The 15812-nt window shown below is 63.2% G+C and carries 13 protein-coding genes; 8 read left to right on the top strand and 5 right to left on the bottom strand.

All coding sequences use genetic code 11. The features are described from left to right. Positions 1-33 precede the first annotated feature (33 nt). From D0Y60_RS11860 to D0Y60_RS11840, 5 genes are all read right to left on the bottom strand, one after another. Positions 34-1014, bottom strand: a complete 981-nt coding sequence (locus D0Y60_RS11860; protein ID WP_117370120.1) for a BMP family protein — start codon at positions 1012-1014, stop codon at positions 34-36. 51 nt (positions 1015-1065) lie between these two features. Continuing rightward, positions 1066-1956, bottom strand: coding sequence for a BMP family protein (locus tag D0Y60_RS11855; protein WP_348627858.1), 891 nt, complete (start codon positions 1954-1956; stop codon positions 1066-1068). A gap of 158 nt (positions 1957-2114) precedes the next feature. Beyond that, positions 2115-3410 carry an amidohydrolase family protein gene (locus D0Y60_RS11850; protein WP_117370116.1) on the bottom strand — a complete coding sequence of 432 codons (1296 nt, stop codon included), beginning with the start codon at positions 3408-3410 and terminating at the stop codon, positions 2115-2117. Between the two features lie 220 nt (positions 3411-3630). Continuing rightward, positions 3631-4431, bottom strand: coding sequence for an aldolase (locus D0Y60_RS11845; RefSeq protein WP_117370113.1), 801 nt, complete (start codon positions 4429-4431; stop codon positions 3631-3633). Between the two features lie 155 nt (positions 4432-4586). Then, the gene (locus tag D0Y60_RS11840; protein ID WP_117370111.1) at positions 4587-5483 is read right to left on the bottom strand and encodes a LysR family transcriptional regulator; all 897 of its coding nucleotides are present in this window, start codon (positions 5481-5483) and stop codon (positions 4587-4589) included. Positions 5484-5644: 161 nt separating this feature from the next. Between D0Y60_RS11840 and D0Y60_RS11835 the strand changes: the two genes are divergently transcribed. From D0Y60_RS11835 to D0Y60_RS11800, 8 genes are all read left to right on the top strand, one after another. Further along, positions 5645-7045, top strand: a complete 1401-nt coding sequence (locus tag D0Y60_RS11835) for a nucleobase:cation symporter-2 family protein (RefSeq protein ID WP_117370109.1) — start codon at positions 5645-5647, stop codon at positions 7043-7045. Between the two features lie 90 nt (positions 7046-7135). After that, positions 7136-7999: a xanthine dehydrogenase family protein subunit M gene (locus D0Y60_RS11830; RefSeq protein WP_117370107.1), complete on the top strand. Its 864-nt coding sequence runs from the start codon at positions 7136-7138 to the stop codon at positions 7997-7999. Continuing rightward, positions 7996-8478, top strand: coding sequence for a (2Fe-2S)-binding protein (locus D0Y60_RS11825; RefSeq protein ID WP_117370105.1), 483 nt, complete (start codon positions 7996-7998; stop codon positions 8476-8478). Before D0Y60_RS11830 ends, D0Y60_RS11825 begins: the two co-directional genes overlap by 4 nt. Next, complete coding sequence (locus tag D0Y60_RS11820; RefSeq protein ID WP_117370103.1) at positions 8475-10781, top strand: xanthine dehydrogenase family protein molybdopterin-binding subunit; 2307 nt, start codon at positions 8475-8477, stop codon at positions 10779-10781. Before D0Y60_RS11825 ends, D0Y60_RS11820 begins: the two co-directional genes overlap by 4 nt. Beyond that, the gene (locus tag D0Y60_RS11815) at positions 10778-11953 is read left to right on the top strand and encodes a GTP-binding protein (protein ID WP_199564165.1); all 1176 of its coding nucleotides are present in this window, start codon (positions 10778-10780) and stop codon (positions 11951-11953) included. The genes D0Y60_RS11820 and D0Y60_RS11815 overlap by 4 nt, the downstream gene beginning before the upstream one ends. A 399-nt stretch (positions 11954-12352) precedes the next feature. After that, on the top strand, positions 12353-13276 hold the full coding sequence (locus tag D0Y60_RS11810) for an amidohydrolase family protein (RefSeq protein ID WP_117370100.1): 924 nt from the start codon (positions 12353-12355) through the stop codon (positions 13274-13276). 16 nt (positions 13277-13292) lie between these two features. Next, positions 13293-14240 (top strand): amidohydrolase family protein, encoded by a 948-nt coding sequence (locus tag D0Y60_RS11805; protein WP_117370098.1) that lies wholly within the window; start codon positions 13293-13295, stop codon positions 14238-14240. 192 nt (positions 14241-14432) lie between these two features. Continuing rightward, entirely contained in the window at positions 14433-15806 is a 1374-nt protein-coding gene (locus D0Y60_RS11800; protein ID WP_117370096.1) for a UbiD family decarboxylase, read from the top strand. The last annotated feature ends 6 nt before the right edge of the window (positions 15807-15812 follow it).

The raw sequence follows: 15812 nt of genomic DNA, 5'->3' as shown, positions 1-15812 counted from the left end.
GCGGCCGAAGGATCGGCCGCAGCGCAACCCCGTTTATTGGCCGTCCGTCTTGATTTCGCCGGCTGCGATCTTGTCGCTGATCGCCTTCACTTCCGCGCGGATCTCGGCCGGCACGGAGACCGGGCCGTCATCGCGGAAGGTGAAGGAGATGACCTTCGGATCCTTCAGGCCGAAGACGACGTTTTCCGTCGGCGGGGTGCCGTCCTTGATCGATTTGACGACTTCCACCACGCCCTGGGCATAGTCGGCGACATAAAGGCCGAGGATGTTGTTGGGCGCGACCGGTGTGAAGTCGCTGAAGATCGAGAAGGAGCGCACGTCCTTGCCGGACTCGGCAATCGCCTGATAGCCGCCCACTGTCGCGCCCGAAGCGTTCGGCACGACGAAATCGGCGCCCTGCGAGATCATGCTCAGCGCCGCTTCCTTGGCCGCCGTCGTATCGGTGAAGTTGCCGATATAGGCCTCGCTGATCGGGAAATCCGGATTGACGCTTTTCGCGCCGTTCTTGAAGCCGGTAAAGGCCTGCTGGATCGGCGGGATTTCCATGCCGCCGACGAGGCCGGCCTTCTTGCCCATTTTCGCGGCGATCACGCCCATCAGGTAGAAGGGCTGGCTGGTATCGGTGTTGAGGCCGATGACATTGCCTTCATGGATGCTGCTCGACGAGATCAGGAAATAGGTGTCGGGATAGTCGAGCGCGACTTCGAGCGCCGCGTCCTGGAATTCGAAGCCATGGCCGAGAATGACCTTGTAACCCTGGCTCGCATAGTCGCGGAACGCCTTTTCGAAGGAGGCCGGGTTCTGCTGCAGCTCGACATAGCTGATCTTGGCGCCGAGCTGGCTTTCCACGCCCTTCAGCGCGTTGAAGCCGATGCGGTTCCAGCCCTCTTCCGAGACGCTGCCGGGCACGAGAAGGCCCATCTTGAAGTCATCTGCCTGTGCGATGGCGGGGATGGCGACGGCGATCGACAGAGCGGCCACGCCTTCCAGGAACAGTCTTCTTGAAAATTTCATTGCATTTCCTCCCATTGGTTGATTTTCCGAGACCCGCGCCGGATCTTGGCGTCACTTCGCGCGGGTCTGGATGTCGCCTGCGACGATCTTCGCGCTCACGTCGTCGACGAATGTGCGCAGCTCCGCGGGCACCGGTCGGTTGGCCGCGTCGTTGTAGGTGAACTTGATGACGTCGGTGTCCTTCAGGCCGAAGTCGACATTGCTGTCCGGCACCTTGCCGTCCTTGATGCCCGAGACGATGCGCACGATGCCCTGGCCGTAATCGGCCAGGAACGTGCCGAGCACATTCTGAGGGGCGGCGTGGGTATAGTCGCTGTAGACGCTGAAGGTACTGGCCTTGCCGCCCGATGCTTCCCGCGCGGCCTGGATGACGCCCATGCCAGCCGAATTGGCATTGGGAATGACGAAATCGGCACCCTGCGAGATCACGCTTAAGGCAGCTTCCTTCGCCGCGCTCGCATCGGTGAAACTGCCGAGATAGATGGTCGAGACCGGGAAATCCGGGTTCACGCTTTTTACGCCGTTCACAAAGCCTTCGAAAGCCTGCGTGATGGGCGGGATTTCCATGCCGCCGATGAGGCCGGCGCCCTTGCCAAGCTTCGCGGCGATCACGCCCATGAGATAGAAGGGTTGGCTGGCATCGGTGTTGAGGCCGATGACCTTGCCCTCATGGATACGGCTCGACGAGATCAGGAACACGGTATCCGGAAAGTCCTCCGCCGCCGTCAGCGCCGCATCCTGGAACTGGAAGCCGTGGCCCAGCACGACCTGATAGCCCTGGCCGGCATAGTCGCGGAACGCTTTTTCGAAGGCGGCCGGGTTCTCCGGCAGCTCGACATAACTGATCTTGGCGCCCAGCTCCTTCTCGACCCGTTTCAGCGCGTCGAAGGCGATCCGGTTCCAGCCTTCTTCCCCGATGCTGCCGGGCACCAGAAGGCCCATCTTGAAGTCTTCGGCATGGACGGGCGCCTGCCACAGCGGTGAGGCGGCAACGGTGAATGCGATGGTGGATGCGAGCAGCGAACGACGTGAAAATGCAGTCTTGTTCATTTCATTCCCCCCTTAGATTGACGTTCAATCCCCCCGGAGTCGCTGCTCGGTTATGCCTCCTCCTGAATACGGACCGTGTCGGTCGCGCTCTGCGAGACGAGACGGCCCTTCGAGAAGACGAAGGCGCGGTCCGGTCCGCCGGCCACCAGTGTGTCCGTGTCGATGCAATCGGTGACGACGAAATCGGCGCGGGCACCGGCCTTCAGGCCATGGTCCTTGCCGAGGCCCATCAGGCGGGCCGGGGCCGTCGTGATCATGCGGTGAGCGGCGGCCAGCTCGTCGCCGCGCAGATGGCCGGCCAGCAGCGTCCAGCGCGCGATTTCCAGCATGTCGCCGGAGCCGGTCGGCACGAACGGGTCCTGGATGTTGTCCGACGCCGTCGCGATGGTGACACCGGCGCGATAGAGCTCGGCGACACGCGTCAGGCCGCGCGGCGGCAGCATCTCGGCGTCGCGGCCCTGCAGATAGAGGTTCGCTGCCGGCAGTGTCACGACGCCGACATCGAGCGCCAGCAGGCGTTCGGCGATGCGCTGGAATTCCGAGCGGGGCAGCGCACTCAGCACGGAGACATGGCTGAACACGGTGCGGCCCTGCATGCCGAAGCGCTCGACCCTTTCGAGGGCGGCATCGAGCAGATGCACGTCGGCCTTGAGGTGTTCGTCGAGATGAAGGTCGACCGGCTTGCCGGCCTTCACGGCGGCGGAAAAGATGAGGTCGAGATACCGTGGCGGGTCTTCGGAGACCGCGGGCGTGCCGCCGACGGCATCGGCCAGCGCCACCGCGCCGTCGATATTCTTGCCGAGCCAGTCGAAGTCCTGGCCGGGATGAGGCGTCATGAAGGCGACGAGCTGGAGGGTGATGCGGTCCTTTTCCGCGTCGCGGATGCCGGCCAGCGTTTCGATGCCGTGGAAGCCGGCATCCTTGTCCACGTTGATATGGCTGCGGATGCCCGTCGTGCCGCGGGACAGACATCGTTCGACGGTGCGCGTGGCACGCTTGTGGATGTCATCGGGGCCGGCGGTGCGGGCATATTTGGCAAAGGCGTCGCGGGCGCCCTGCAGCGTACCGGACGGATTGGGCGTGAAGCGCAGCACGCCGGTCTTGTCGAGATGCTGGTGGGCATCGAGGAAGCCGGCGGTGACCAGCGTGCCGGTGATGTCGACGGTGGCGCCGCAGGCTGATGTGTCGAGATAGGGTTCGACGGCGGCGATCCGCCCGTCGGCTCCCACGATGATGTCGCTGACCGACTGCGTGCCATCGTCAAGAATGACGGTTCCGCCTGTAAGTGCAAAAGACTGGCCGGCGGCCAGATTTGCGAGCGACGCTGTTGCAGTGTCTCGTACCATTCGTTCCCACCTTCTCGTTATGGCGGAAAACTAAGCATGGGCGATTAGTTCAAACAAATTCATTATTTCAATTGTTTGATGAAATATCCGCACTAATCGCAGGTGCTAAGTTCTCTCGCATTCGCAAAATCGTTCGAAGAAAAACACAGAAAATTAAAGCATTGCTATCTCGAAGAGCGGCCGCCGCCGCTCGATGCAATGGCGGCCATTCTTCAAAAATTCAGTGCCGATATTGTGGTTCTTCCGCGTCCAATTGCCGGCGAATGGCCGCAAGATGGGCCCTGGCAGACTCCGCATCGCCTTCGCGCATCTGCCGGTAGGCGGCTTCTGCAATGGCGGGATCGACCGGCGAGACCGTGCGGCCAGTCGACATGGCGAGCACCTGCACTTCGGCGGCGCGCTCGAGATAGTAGAGGTCGTCCCAGGCCTCCGCGATGGTGGGGGCAAGCACCAGCACGCCATGGTGCTTCAGGAACACGATGTCGGCATCGCCGACCGTGCCAGCGATGCGCGCACCCTCGGCATAGTCGAGCGCCAGGCCGTTGTAATTCTCGTCGACGGCGGTGCGGCCGTAGAATTTGAGGGCGGTCTGTCCGGCCCAGATCATCGGCGGCCCGTCCGTCATGGAGAGCGCCGTCGCATAGGGCATATGCGTGTGGAAGGCGACCTTGGCGCGCGGCAGGCGGCGGTGGATTTCGGCGTGGATGTAGAAGGCGGTGGCCTCCGGCGCGCCGTCGCCGTCGATGACGTTGCCGTTGAAATCGCAGATCAGCAGCTTCGAGGCGGTCAGTTCCCGGAAGGCGTAGCCATAGGGATTGACGAGGAAGAGATCGTCATGACCGGGTACGACCGCGGAGAAATGGTTGCAGATACCCTCCTCGAAGCCGTTGCGCGCCGCCATGCGGAAACAGGCGGCGAGATCTTCCTTCGCCGTGCGGATGGCATCGGTTGAAAGGTCGGGGCGGTTCGGCCTTATGGTCTCGCTGGAATTTACGGCGTGGTCGTTCAGGGAATGAGCCATGGATGCTCCTGGTCTGGCGTGGCTGGGAGCGGCGGCTGGCCGGAAGGCGCATCATGCGCCGGCCTCCGCGCACAGCGTCGAGCCGCTGCGCCCTGCCTGCCCGCACCTGGCGCGGTCCAGCAGCGCTTTCAGATAACGCCGGAATTTTGACCGGGTCAATGGACCGATTTCAGCAGGAAATCGCGAAAGCGCCGCGCGGCCGGCGACAGCGAACGGCCACGTTTCTGGATCAGGCTGACCTCGCGCTTGATGTGCGGTTCCTTCGGCGTACGTACGACGAGGCCCATCGAGGTGGCAAGCCGCGTGACGGCCGAGGTCATGATCGCGACACCCAAGCCGCCTTCCACCATGCCGATGATCGTCAGCGGCAGCGCCACCTCCTGCATCGACTTGTCGAGCGGCAGGATGATGCCGTTGCGCGCCAATTCGTTCTCCAGCCGGTCACGGATCGGGTTGCCGCGCTGCGGGCCGATCAGCTTGCAATCGGCAAGGTCCGTCCAGCGCAGCTCGGAGCGTTTGACCAGGGGATCGTCGGCATGCAGCACGACGAGGAATTCGTCCGTGGTAAGCCGTGTGCCGACGAGCTCGGGGTCGTCCTCCGGCACCGTGCCAAGCCCGAGATCGACGGAACCGTTCGCCACCTGCTCAAGCACGGTCTTCTCCGCCACGTCATGCAGCGCGACGGCGATTTCGGGATAGAGCTTGGTGAAGCCGTGCACGAGCTGCGGCAGCATCAATGCCGCCTGCACCGTGCCGGCCGCCATGGTGACCTTGCCGCGGCGCAGCGCCGTCAGCTCCTGCGAACTTTCCACCATGCCCTCGATGTCGGCGACGGCACGCGCTGCGATCGGCAGGATGTCCATGCCCGCCTGGGTGAGGCGCAGGAGCCGCGTGTGCCGGTCGAACAACCGCAGGTTCAGGTTCGTCTCCAGCTGGCGCACCAGTGTGCTGACCGCCGATTGCGAGGAGCCGAGCTTGTCGGCGGCAAGCGTGAACTGCCCGAGATTGGCCACGGTGACGAAGGCGCGAAGCTGTTTGAGCGTGATGTCCATGCCATCAATTCATTCAATTACCAGATGAATAAATATAATTATGCCGATTGTTTGCTGATTTGGTCAACAGCATGATCGGCCTTGTACGGCGTGCGGTGCCAAAACATGAGGCCAAGATGCCCCCCACCGCGCCGGAACACTATTCGCTGGGAGGAAAGCGAATGTCCAATTCCGATACGACGGATCCCGTCGAGAAGAAGTATCCTGTCCCGAGCCTTTTTGCTCTCGGCCTGCAACACGTTCTCGTCATGTATGCCGGCGCGGTCGCGGTGCCGCTGATCGTCGGCACGGCGCTTCACCTGTCCAAGGAACAGATTGCGCTGCTCGTCAGCGCCGACCTGTTCGCCTGCGGCATCGTCACCATCATCCAGGCGCTCGGCATCTGGAAAATCGGCATTCGCCTGCCCATCATGATGGGCGTCTCGTTCACCGCCGTGCCCTCGATCATCGCGACCGGCACCAATCCGGAACTGGGCATGCCCGGCGTCATCGGCGCCGTCATCGGATCCGGCATCTTCGTCCTTCTCGTGGCGCCGTTCTTCGGCCGCTGGGTGCGTTTCTTTCCGCCGATCGTTACCGGCACGGTCATGCTGATCATCGGCCTTTCCCTGATGCGCGTCGGAGTCAACTGGGCGGCCGGCGGCCAGCCGATGATCAAGGGCCCTGACGGCATGATCCCGAACCCCGCCTATGGCGCACCCTTCGGGCTTGCCGTCGCGGCCATCGTGCTCTTGTCGATCCTGCTGCTCACCCGCGTTCTCAAGGGCTTTCTATCCAATCTCGCTGTGCTGATGGGAATCGGCATCGGTTTTGCCATCGCCATTGCCGCCGGCAAGGTGGATTTCCACGGCGTGGCGGACGCCGACTGGCTGCGTGTCATCCACCCGCTCGCCTTCGGCTGGCCGGTCTTCGAATTCTGGTCCATCCTGTCGCTCTGTGCGGTCATGGTGGTCATGATGATCGAATCGACCGGGCAGTTCCTGGCGGTCGGCGACATGGCCGGGCGCAAGATCACCCAGCGTGATCTCACCCGCGGCCTGCGCACGGACGGCGTCGGCAACATTATCGGCGGCCTGCTCAACACCTTCACCTATACGACCTATGCGCAGAATGTCGGACTGCTCCAGATCACCGGCGTCATGAGCCGTTTCGTGGTCGCAGCCGGCGGCGCCATCCTGATCCTGCTCGGCGTGCTGCCGAAAGTGGCCTTCATCAGCGCGTCGATCCCGAGCTACGTCGTCGGCGGTGCCGCCATCGTGATGTTCGGCATGGTCTCGGCAACCGGCGTGAAAATCCTGTCGAAGGTCGATTTCGCCGCCAACCGCCGCAACCTCTACATCGTCGCGGTCAGCGTCGGCCTCGCCATGGTGCCCGTCGTCGCCGACAACATCTTCGACCAGCTTCCCGCCGCCGCCAGCAAATTCCTGCACAGCGGCGTGCTGGTCGGCACCTTCGCGGCGGCACTCCTCAACATCCTCTTCAACGGCATGCCCGCGAAAGAGCCCGATGAGGCCGAGGAAGGGCAGGGCGTGCCTGCCCCTGCCGCAGCCGACCTCGCCTGAACCAACACCTATTAGTCCGGCGGCGATGCGCCGCCGGAGCCCAGAGCCTCCGGCCCGAGTGTCCGGAAGCCAGAATTCAAGAGGAACGCCATGAGGCGCTTTGACTATCACGGGGCGGAAACGCTGGAACAGGCGTCCCGCCTTCTCACCGATCTCGGCGACGATACCTTCCTGTTCAACGGCGGCACGGACCTGCTGGTCGAGATCCGCGAGCGGCTGCGCCGCGTCCGCAACGTCGTCGATATCAAGGGCATTCCCGGTCTTTCCGATATCACCTATGACGAAACCCGCGGCCTGACTTTTGGCGCACTGGTGACGGTCGGGCGCCTGGAGCGCCTGGCACTGGTGCGCGAGCGTTATCCCAACCTGCGCGATGCACTTGCCTCGCTCGGCTCCATCCAGGTGCGCAACCGCGCGACCGTCGTCGGCAACGTCTGTCGTGCCTCGCCATCGGCCGATACGATCCCGCCGCTGATCGCCGACGGCGCCTTCATCCACATCTACAGCCGCACGAATATGCGTGTGGTTCCGCTCGCCGAATTCTTCACCGGCCCCGGCAAGACCGTGCTCGCCAAGGGTGAGATCGTCACCGGCATTACCGTGCCGCCGGCCGGCGACAATTCCGGAAAGGCCTATATCAAGCATGGTCGCCGTAAGGCGATGGAGCTTTCCACCGTCGGCGTCGCTGTCAGCCTCTCCATGGATGATGGCGTGTGCAGTGATATCCGCATCGCGCTCGGTGCGGTCGGCGCGACCGTCCTGCGGGCACCCGCGGCGGAAGCCATTCTGCGCGGCACGAGGCTCGACGCCGCGACCGTCAAGAGCGCCGCCGACAAGGCGATGGAAGAGTGCACGCCGATCAGCAACGTGCGCGCCAGCGCCGATTACCGCCGCGACATGGTCGGTGTCCTGACCGGCCGCGCGATCACACAGGCATTGGAGGCATCAGCATGAAACGGATCGTCGAACTCACCATCAACGGCGAACCGCGCGACATGACGGTTGAGACCTGCTGCTCGCTGCTCGACGCGTTGCGCGACGATGTCGGCCTCACCGGCACCAAGAAGGGCTGCGACGTCGGCGATTGTGGCGCCTGCACCGTCATCGTCGATGGCCAGCCGGTCAATGCCTGCCTCATGCTCGCCGTCGAGGCCGAGGGCTGCACGGTCGAGACCGTCGAAGGGCTTCAGCCGGGCGTCGATACGCTGCATCCGTTGCAGGATGCCTTCATGCGGCACGGTGCTTCGCAATGCGGCTTCTGCACGCCGGGCATCCTGATGATGGCCAAGAAGCTGCTCGACGACAATCCGCGCCCGACCGACGAGGACATCCGTTTCGGCCTGAGCGGCAATATCTGCCGCTGCACCGGTTACACCAAGATTTTCGACGCGATCAAATCCGCCGCGCTCGAGATGGAGGCTGCAAGATCATGAACATCAACACCCCTATCGAAGAGCGCGAATTCAAGATCGTCGGCAAGAGCGTCAAGCGCGACGACGTGCTCGAAAAGGTGACGGGCGAGGCCGAATATACCGGCGACGTCAAGCTGGCCGGCATGCTGCACGGCAAGATCAAGCGCGCTGCGATCGCGCACGCCCGCATCAAGAGCATCGATGTCAGCAAGGCGCTCGCCTATCCCGGCGTCAAGGCCGTGCTGACCCACGAAAACGTGCCGCGCGTGCTGCATTACGGTTCGCCGCATCCGCGCTCGGCCTCCTGCACCAAGGACCAATATATTCTCGACGACAAGGTGCGCTTCTGGGGCGAGGGCGTCGCTGCCGTTGCCGCCATCAGCGAGGAGATCGCTGACGAGGCGCTGGACCTGATCGAGGTCGAATACGAGGCCCTGCCGGCGGTTTTCGAGCCGGAAGACGCAGCCCTTCCGGGCGCGCCGCTCATTCACGATGTCGGCCCCGGCGGCAATCTCGTGCTCGATCCGGTGCGCGTCAACCGCGGTGATGTCGAGGCCGGTTTCGCTCAGGCGGATTTCATTCTCGAAGGTACCTTCTCCGGCGGGCGCCCGCATCCGGCCTATATGGAGCCGAATGTCTGCATCGCCGATTGGGACGGCTCCAACAAGCTGACCTTCTGGACGTCCACCCAGACCTCCTTCATGGTGCGCGGCATCCTGGCGGAAGTGCTCGGCCTGCCGCTCACCAAGGTGCGCGTGCTCGTCGACCACATGGGCGGCGGCTTCGGCGCCAAGCAGGATTGCTTCCAGCACGAATTCCTTTGCGCTTTGCTGGCGAAGGAAACGCGCCGGCCGGTGAAGATGGAGTTCACCCGCCACGAGACCTTCGTCGCCGGCCGTGCCCGTCATCCCTGCAAGGTCTGGCTGAAACAGGGCTTCAAGAACGACGGCACGCTGGTCGCCCGCGACATGAAGCTGGTCTACGATTCCGGCGCCTACGGCTCGCACGGTCCGGGCGTCACCATCGTCGGCACGACGGCCGCGACCTCGCTCTACCGCTGCGAGAACGTGCGGCTGGAAGGCCGCTGCGTCTATACCAACACGCCGATCAACGGCGCGTTCCGCGGCTACGGCGTGGTGCAGAGCTACTACGCGCTCGATATCCAGATGGACGAAGCGGCCGAACGGCTCGGCATGGACCCGGCGGACCTGAAGCTGAAGAATGTGGTCCGCGCCGGCGATATCGCGCCGTCCGGCCACCCGATCGTCGGCCATGGCCTCGAAATCTGCCTCCAGCACGGCATCGACGTGCTCGACTGGAAGAGCCTGCGCAATCGTGACCGCACGCCGGATCCGAAGCGCCCGCATATCCGCAAGGGCTGGGGCATCGGCTGCGAAATGCACGGCTCCTCCGCCTATCCGGGCATCAAGGAGCAGGGCAACGCCACCGTGAAGGTCAACGAGGATGGTACGGTGACGCTGCTTACCGGGGCGGCCGGTCTCGGCACCGGCGCGCACACCGCGCTGGCGCAGATCGTTGCCGAAGAACTCGGCGTGCGCTTCGAGGATGTCGGCGTCATCCACGGCGATACGGACGTCGTGCCATGGGATATCGGCGCCTTCGCCAGCCACACCACCTATCTCGTCGGCACCGCCGCCAAGATGGCCGCGACCAAGGTGCGTGCGTCCGTTCTCGAACGCGCCGCGATGAAGCTGCAGGTGAAGGCCGACGAACTCGACCTTTCCGAAGGCAAGATCTTCGTCACGGCCGAACCGGGCCGCTTCATGTCGGTCGCGGAAGCCATGGGTCCGTCCCGTGGTATTCCCGCCGCCAACATCGTGGCGAACGGCACCTACGAGCCGACGAAGTCCTACTCCTTCGCCGCCCACTTCACCGAGGTGCATGTCGATACGGAAACGGGCATCGTCGAGGTCAAGCGCGTCGTGCCGGTGCACGATATCGGCCGGGTCATCCACCCGATCGCCGCGCAGGGCCAGATCGAGGGCGGCATCCAGCAGGGCATCGGCCACACGCTGACCGAGGACTACGTTATCGACAAGAAGACCGGCCGGTCGCTGAATGCCGGCCTCGTCGACTATAAGATGCCGCTCTCTATGGACATGCCGGACATCGAGACGATCATCCTGGAAGCAGCACCCGATCCGGGCGGCCCCTGGGGCGCCAAGGGTGTGGGCGAAGACCCGATCATCGCCATCGGTCCGTCGATCGCCAATGCCATCTACGACGCCATCGGCGTCCGCTTCCATCACTATCCGATTACCCCGGAAGACATTCTGAAAGCCTTGAGGGAGAAGGGCGCATGAACATGCACATCGAACCAGCCAGCAAGAAACTCCCGATCACGATCCTCACCGGCTTCCTTGGATCGGGAAAGACGACGCTGCTCAACTACATCCTCACCGAGCGTCACGGCCACCGTATCGCGGTGATCGAAAACGAGTTCGGTGAAGTGGACGTCGACAGCGACCTCGTGCTCGCCTCGGACGAAGAGATCTTCCAGATGCAGAACGGCTGCATCTGCTGCTTCGTCGATGTGCGCAACGACCTCATCGACGTGATGAAGAAGCTGCTCAGCCACAAGGACAAGTTCGATCACATCATCGTCGAGACCTCGGGCCTCGCCGATCCGACCCCCGTCGCCACCGCCTTCTTCGTCGACCGCAGCGTCGCCGACGAGGTGGAGCTCGACGCTATCGTGACGCTGGTCGATGCCATGCATATCGACCAGCACCTCTACGATCCCGTGCTCGACGGCAGCGACAACCAGGCGGTCAACCAGATCGTCGCGGCCGACCGCATCCTCGTCAACAAGGTCGACCTTGCCTCCGAGGAAGGCCTCGGTGAGCTGGAGGGCTCGCTGCGCAAGCTCAACCAGACCGCGCCGATCTTGCGCTCGACCTATGGCAAGGTGGACCTGTCCAACATCCTCGGCGTCAAAGGCTTCCGGCCGTCCTACGTGCGCGAGCGCGCGGAAATCCTCGACATAGACATGGATGACGACCGCGATGCGCACGGCCATCACAGCCACGATTGCCATGACGCGGCCTGCGCCCATCCGGACCACGATCATCACATCGAATGCCACGATGCGGCCTGCGATAATCCGGACCATCACCATGATCACGGCCACAAACATGATCATGCCCCGGCAACGGCGCTGCGCCCGCACCGCCACGATGCGACGGTGAAGTCCCATTCCTTCGTCTACCCGCAATCCTTCGACGGCGAGAAGCTGGCGGGCTTCCTGAAGAATTATCTCGGCGAGCACGGCGACGATATCTTCCGCACCAAGGGCATCGTCTCGGTGGCGAACGACGACCGGTTCTTCGTGCTCCAGGCGGTGCACAAGCTGGTTGATTTCCGGCCGGATCACGCCTGGGGCGAGGATACGCCGAAATCGAAATTCGTCTTCATCGGCCGCAACCTCGACCGTGACGGCATCGACAGAAACTTGCGCGCATGCCTGGCGGCCTAGCGGCGCTTCTCCTGCCGCTGACCACTTAGCTCAAGACCTTCTGTCTGAACCGCCCGCGCACCCTCCAGCGCGCGGGCGGTCGCTGTCGTTTTTCTAAAAATATCTTTTAAAAATAATGGCTTAGATTGATATTTTTATTGACATAAAGCCACCGTCATGGTCTTTTTGGCCTCGAGTAGAAGCACCGACAATTGCTCACCGTCTGTTGGAAGATGAGGCTGCGATGTCGATGCTGACTACGAAAGGAACACCCGCCGTTTGTGCCCCGTTCGGGGCCCCGGCCGTTCTTCTCCGTCATCGGCGTTTCCTGAGTTCGCGGATCCACGCCCGGCGCCAGCCGGCATGGCGTTCATCGCGCGGCCCCGCATCGACCGGACCCTCTACGACAGGAGAACAGGAATGATAATCGACCTAAGCTGCTACCCCACCGACCTGGTGGACCTGGCTTGGCGCCACGATGGACCGCCCTTCACCGGCGACAAGCTTTTGAAGATGATGGACGGCCCGTATTATGTGAACGGCAAGCCGCGCCGTGTGGACAAGGCCTTCATCCAGCCCCCGCAGGGCAACACCATCTACACCCACGAGATCATGGACCTGGAAGGCAAAGCCGCCATCCGCCAGTACATGGGCTATACGGAAAAGATGGTGACCGAGCATCCCGACCGGTTCCTCGGCTGCTTCGTCTACAATCCGCGTTACGGCGTGCAGAACGGCGTCGACGAAATCGAACGCTATGCCAAGGAATTCGATTTCAAGATGGTCCAGCTGCAGGCGAACATGCACGCCTACCGCCCGGACCGCGCGCTCGACTGGCTGCGCCCGGCCATGAAGAAGTGCGCCGAACTCGGCCTGATGGTGAAGGTGCATACCGGTGACGGTCCGTACTCGATCCCGACCGAATTCTACCCGATCATCCGCGAATTCCCGGAGATCAACTTCATCCTCGCGCATTTCGGCGTCCAGACGGGCGGCGTCTATGTGTTCGAGCCGATGCAGATGGCGCTGGACACGCCGAGCGTCTACGTCGAATCCGGCTGGTGCCTCCAGTCGCGTATCGTCGAATTCGCCAAGGTCCTGCCCAAGCACAAGATCCTCTTCGGCTCCGACACCCCGCCGAACGAGCCGGGCATGTGGATCAACCTTCTGGAAGTCCTCTGCCACGAGCCGCCGCAGGGCCTGAACCTCTCCGAGGACGACCTGGAAGACTACCTGGGCAACAACCTCGCCCGCATGATCGGCCTCGAGCCGACCAAGCCGCCGGCAACCGTCGAGGAAGCCGAGGCGTATCTGCGCCAGCACGGCGTCCAGATCGCCGCGTAAACGAACGGAGTGAACAATGATCATTGATACCCATCTTCACCCGACCAACCTCGTCGACGAGGCATGGCGCCATACGGGGACGCCCTTCACCGGTGAGCGCATGCTCAAGCTGATGGACGGCCCCTACATGATCAACGGCAAGCCGCGCCGTATCGACATGGGCTTCATCCAGCCGCCGCCGGGCAACACGGGCTACCGTGACGGCAACCGCAAGGGCCGCGAGGGCATTCGCGACTACATGGCCTATATCGCCGAGCTGTGCGAGAAGTATCCGGACCGCTTCATCGGCAACTTCAACTACAACCCGCGCTGGGGGCCTGAAAACGGCGCCGCGGAGCTGGAATTCCACGTCAAGGAATACGGCTTCAAGATGCTGAAGCTGCATGCCAACATGCACGGCTACCGTCCCGATCGCGCACTCGAATGGCTGCGTCCGGCGATGAAAAAGTGCGCCGAACTCGGCGTCGTCGTCCTCATCCACACCGGCGACGGCCCGTACACGATCCCGACGATGTTCTACCCGATCATCCGCGAGTTCCCGATGGTCAACTTCATCATCGGTCACTTCGGCATCCAGACGGGCGGCAACTACTCGTTCGAATCCTTCTGGATGGCGATGGATACGCCGAACGTCTACTGCGAATCCGGCTGGTGCTTCCAGTCGCGCATCGTGGAGTTCGCCCAGCAGCTGCCGAAGAACAAGATCGTCTTCGGCACGGACAGCCCGCCGAATGATCCGGGCATGTGGCTGCGCGAGCTGGAAGTGCTCTGCAAGGAGCCGCCACACGGCATCAACCTCTCCGAGGATGATCTGGAAGGCTATCTCGGCAACAACATCGCCAAGCTCGTGGGCATCGACCCGTCGCCGCCACCGCGCGACCTGAAGGACGCCCAGGCGCGCCTGACGGACAGCTATGCCGGCGTCGACCGCGCCACCGGCAAGCACCTGCTGCAGCCGGCTTGATCTGAACGAAATGCCAGCCGCTCTCCGGCGGCGGGCTAGACCCCTTATCCGGTCTTAGGCCACCTTTTCTCCGTGAGAGGGAAGTGCGGATTTTCCTTTCTCTGCAAGGAGATGGCGCCGAAGGCGGATAAGGGCGTTTTTACATGTCGGGCGGCCTGATGCGCCGCCAACCCCGAGCACCGAGGCCGAGATATGAGCCAGTACCACAAGCAAGACGTCCGCCGTTTCCTGGCCGATTACAGCGCCGAACATCCCGAGGACGTCATCACCATCGACCGGCCGGTCTCGGACGATCAGGACGCCACGGCGCTGATCTGGACGCTTGCGGACAAGGGCCAGCACCCGATGCTGCACCTCAAGAATGTCAGCGGCATCGGTGCCGAAGTGGTCTGCAACATCTTTGCCTCGCGCGACCGTATTGCCCGCTTGCTCGGTTCGACCGCAGACAAGCTGCACGAGGCCTATCAGGCCCGTTCGAACAGGCCCTTCACGCCGGAATTGCTGGAAAGCGGCCCGATCACCGAAGAGATCATCTCCGGCGACGACGTCGACCTGAACACGCTGCCGATGCTGAAGCACTTCGACACCGACCGCGCGAAATACATCACATCGGGCATCATCATCGGCGAGCACCCGGAAACCGGCGCGGGGAATCTCAGCTATCACCGCGCGATGATCCATTCGAAGAATTCGCTGGCGACGTCGCTGCATTCGCGGGGCCACCTCTGGCGGCTGATGAACATGGCCAAGGAGAAGGGCAAGCCGATGCCGGTGGCCATGGTGATCGGCGGCCATCCGCTGTTCATGATCGCCGCTTCCGCCCGCCTTGCCTTCGGCGAGGACGAGCGCGACGTGGCCGGCGGCCTGATGGGCGAGCCGCTGCAGGTCGTGCGCACGCCGAAATACGGCATTCGCGTTCCCGCCCATGCCGAGATCGTGCTGGAAGGCGTGATCGATCCCGCCGCCCATGTGGAGGAGGGGCCGTTCGGCGAGTTCACCGGTTATTCCTCCGACCGCTCGACCAACAACCTATTCACCGTCGAGACCATCATGCGCCGGCGCGATGCCATGCTCGTCTCCGTCGCGGGCGGCAATTCGGCCGAGCACCTGAACCTCGGCCGCGTGCCGCGCGAGGCCGAAGTGGTGGAGAAGCTGAAGGCCCGCTTCCCCTCGATCACCGCCGTCCACTACCCATCCTCCGGCACGCATTTCCACGCCTATATCGCGATGAACCAAACCCGCGAAGGCGAGGCTCGGCAGGTGATGCTCGGCTTGCTCGGCTGGGACCAGTACTTGAAGAACGTCGTGGTGGTGGATGCGGATGTCGATATCACCAAGGACTCGGAAGTCCTCTGGGCGCTCGCCACCCACTTTCAGCCGCACAAGGACGTCGTCATCATCGAGGGCCTGCCGGGCAATGCGCTCGACCCCTCGGCCAGCGGCATCGGCACGACCTCGCGTATGGGCCTCGACGCCACGCGCGGCCCTAATTTCCATGGCGTGCGCGCCCGCATCAGCGATGAGGCGTCCGCGCGTGCCGCAGCCCTCCTCAAATCAGCGGGATAACAGGTC

Source organism: Shinella sp. WSJ-2, assembly GCF_003432075.1.
Classification (GTDB): Bacteria; Pseudomonadota; Alphaproteobacteria; order Rhizobiales; family Rhizobiaceae; genus Shinella.
The sequence above is the reverse complement of the archived record's forward strand: the minus strand, read 5'-3'. Positions and strand labels throughout refer to the sequence as shown.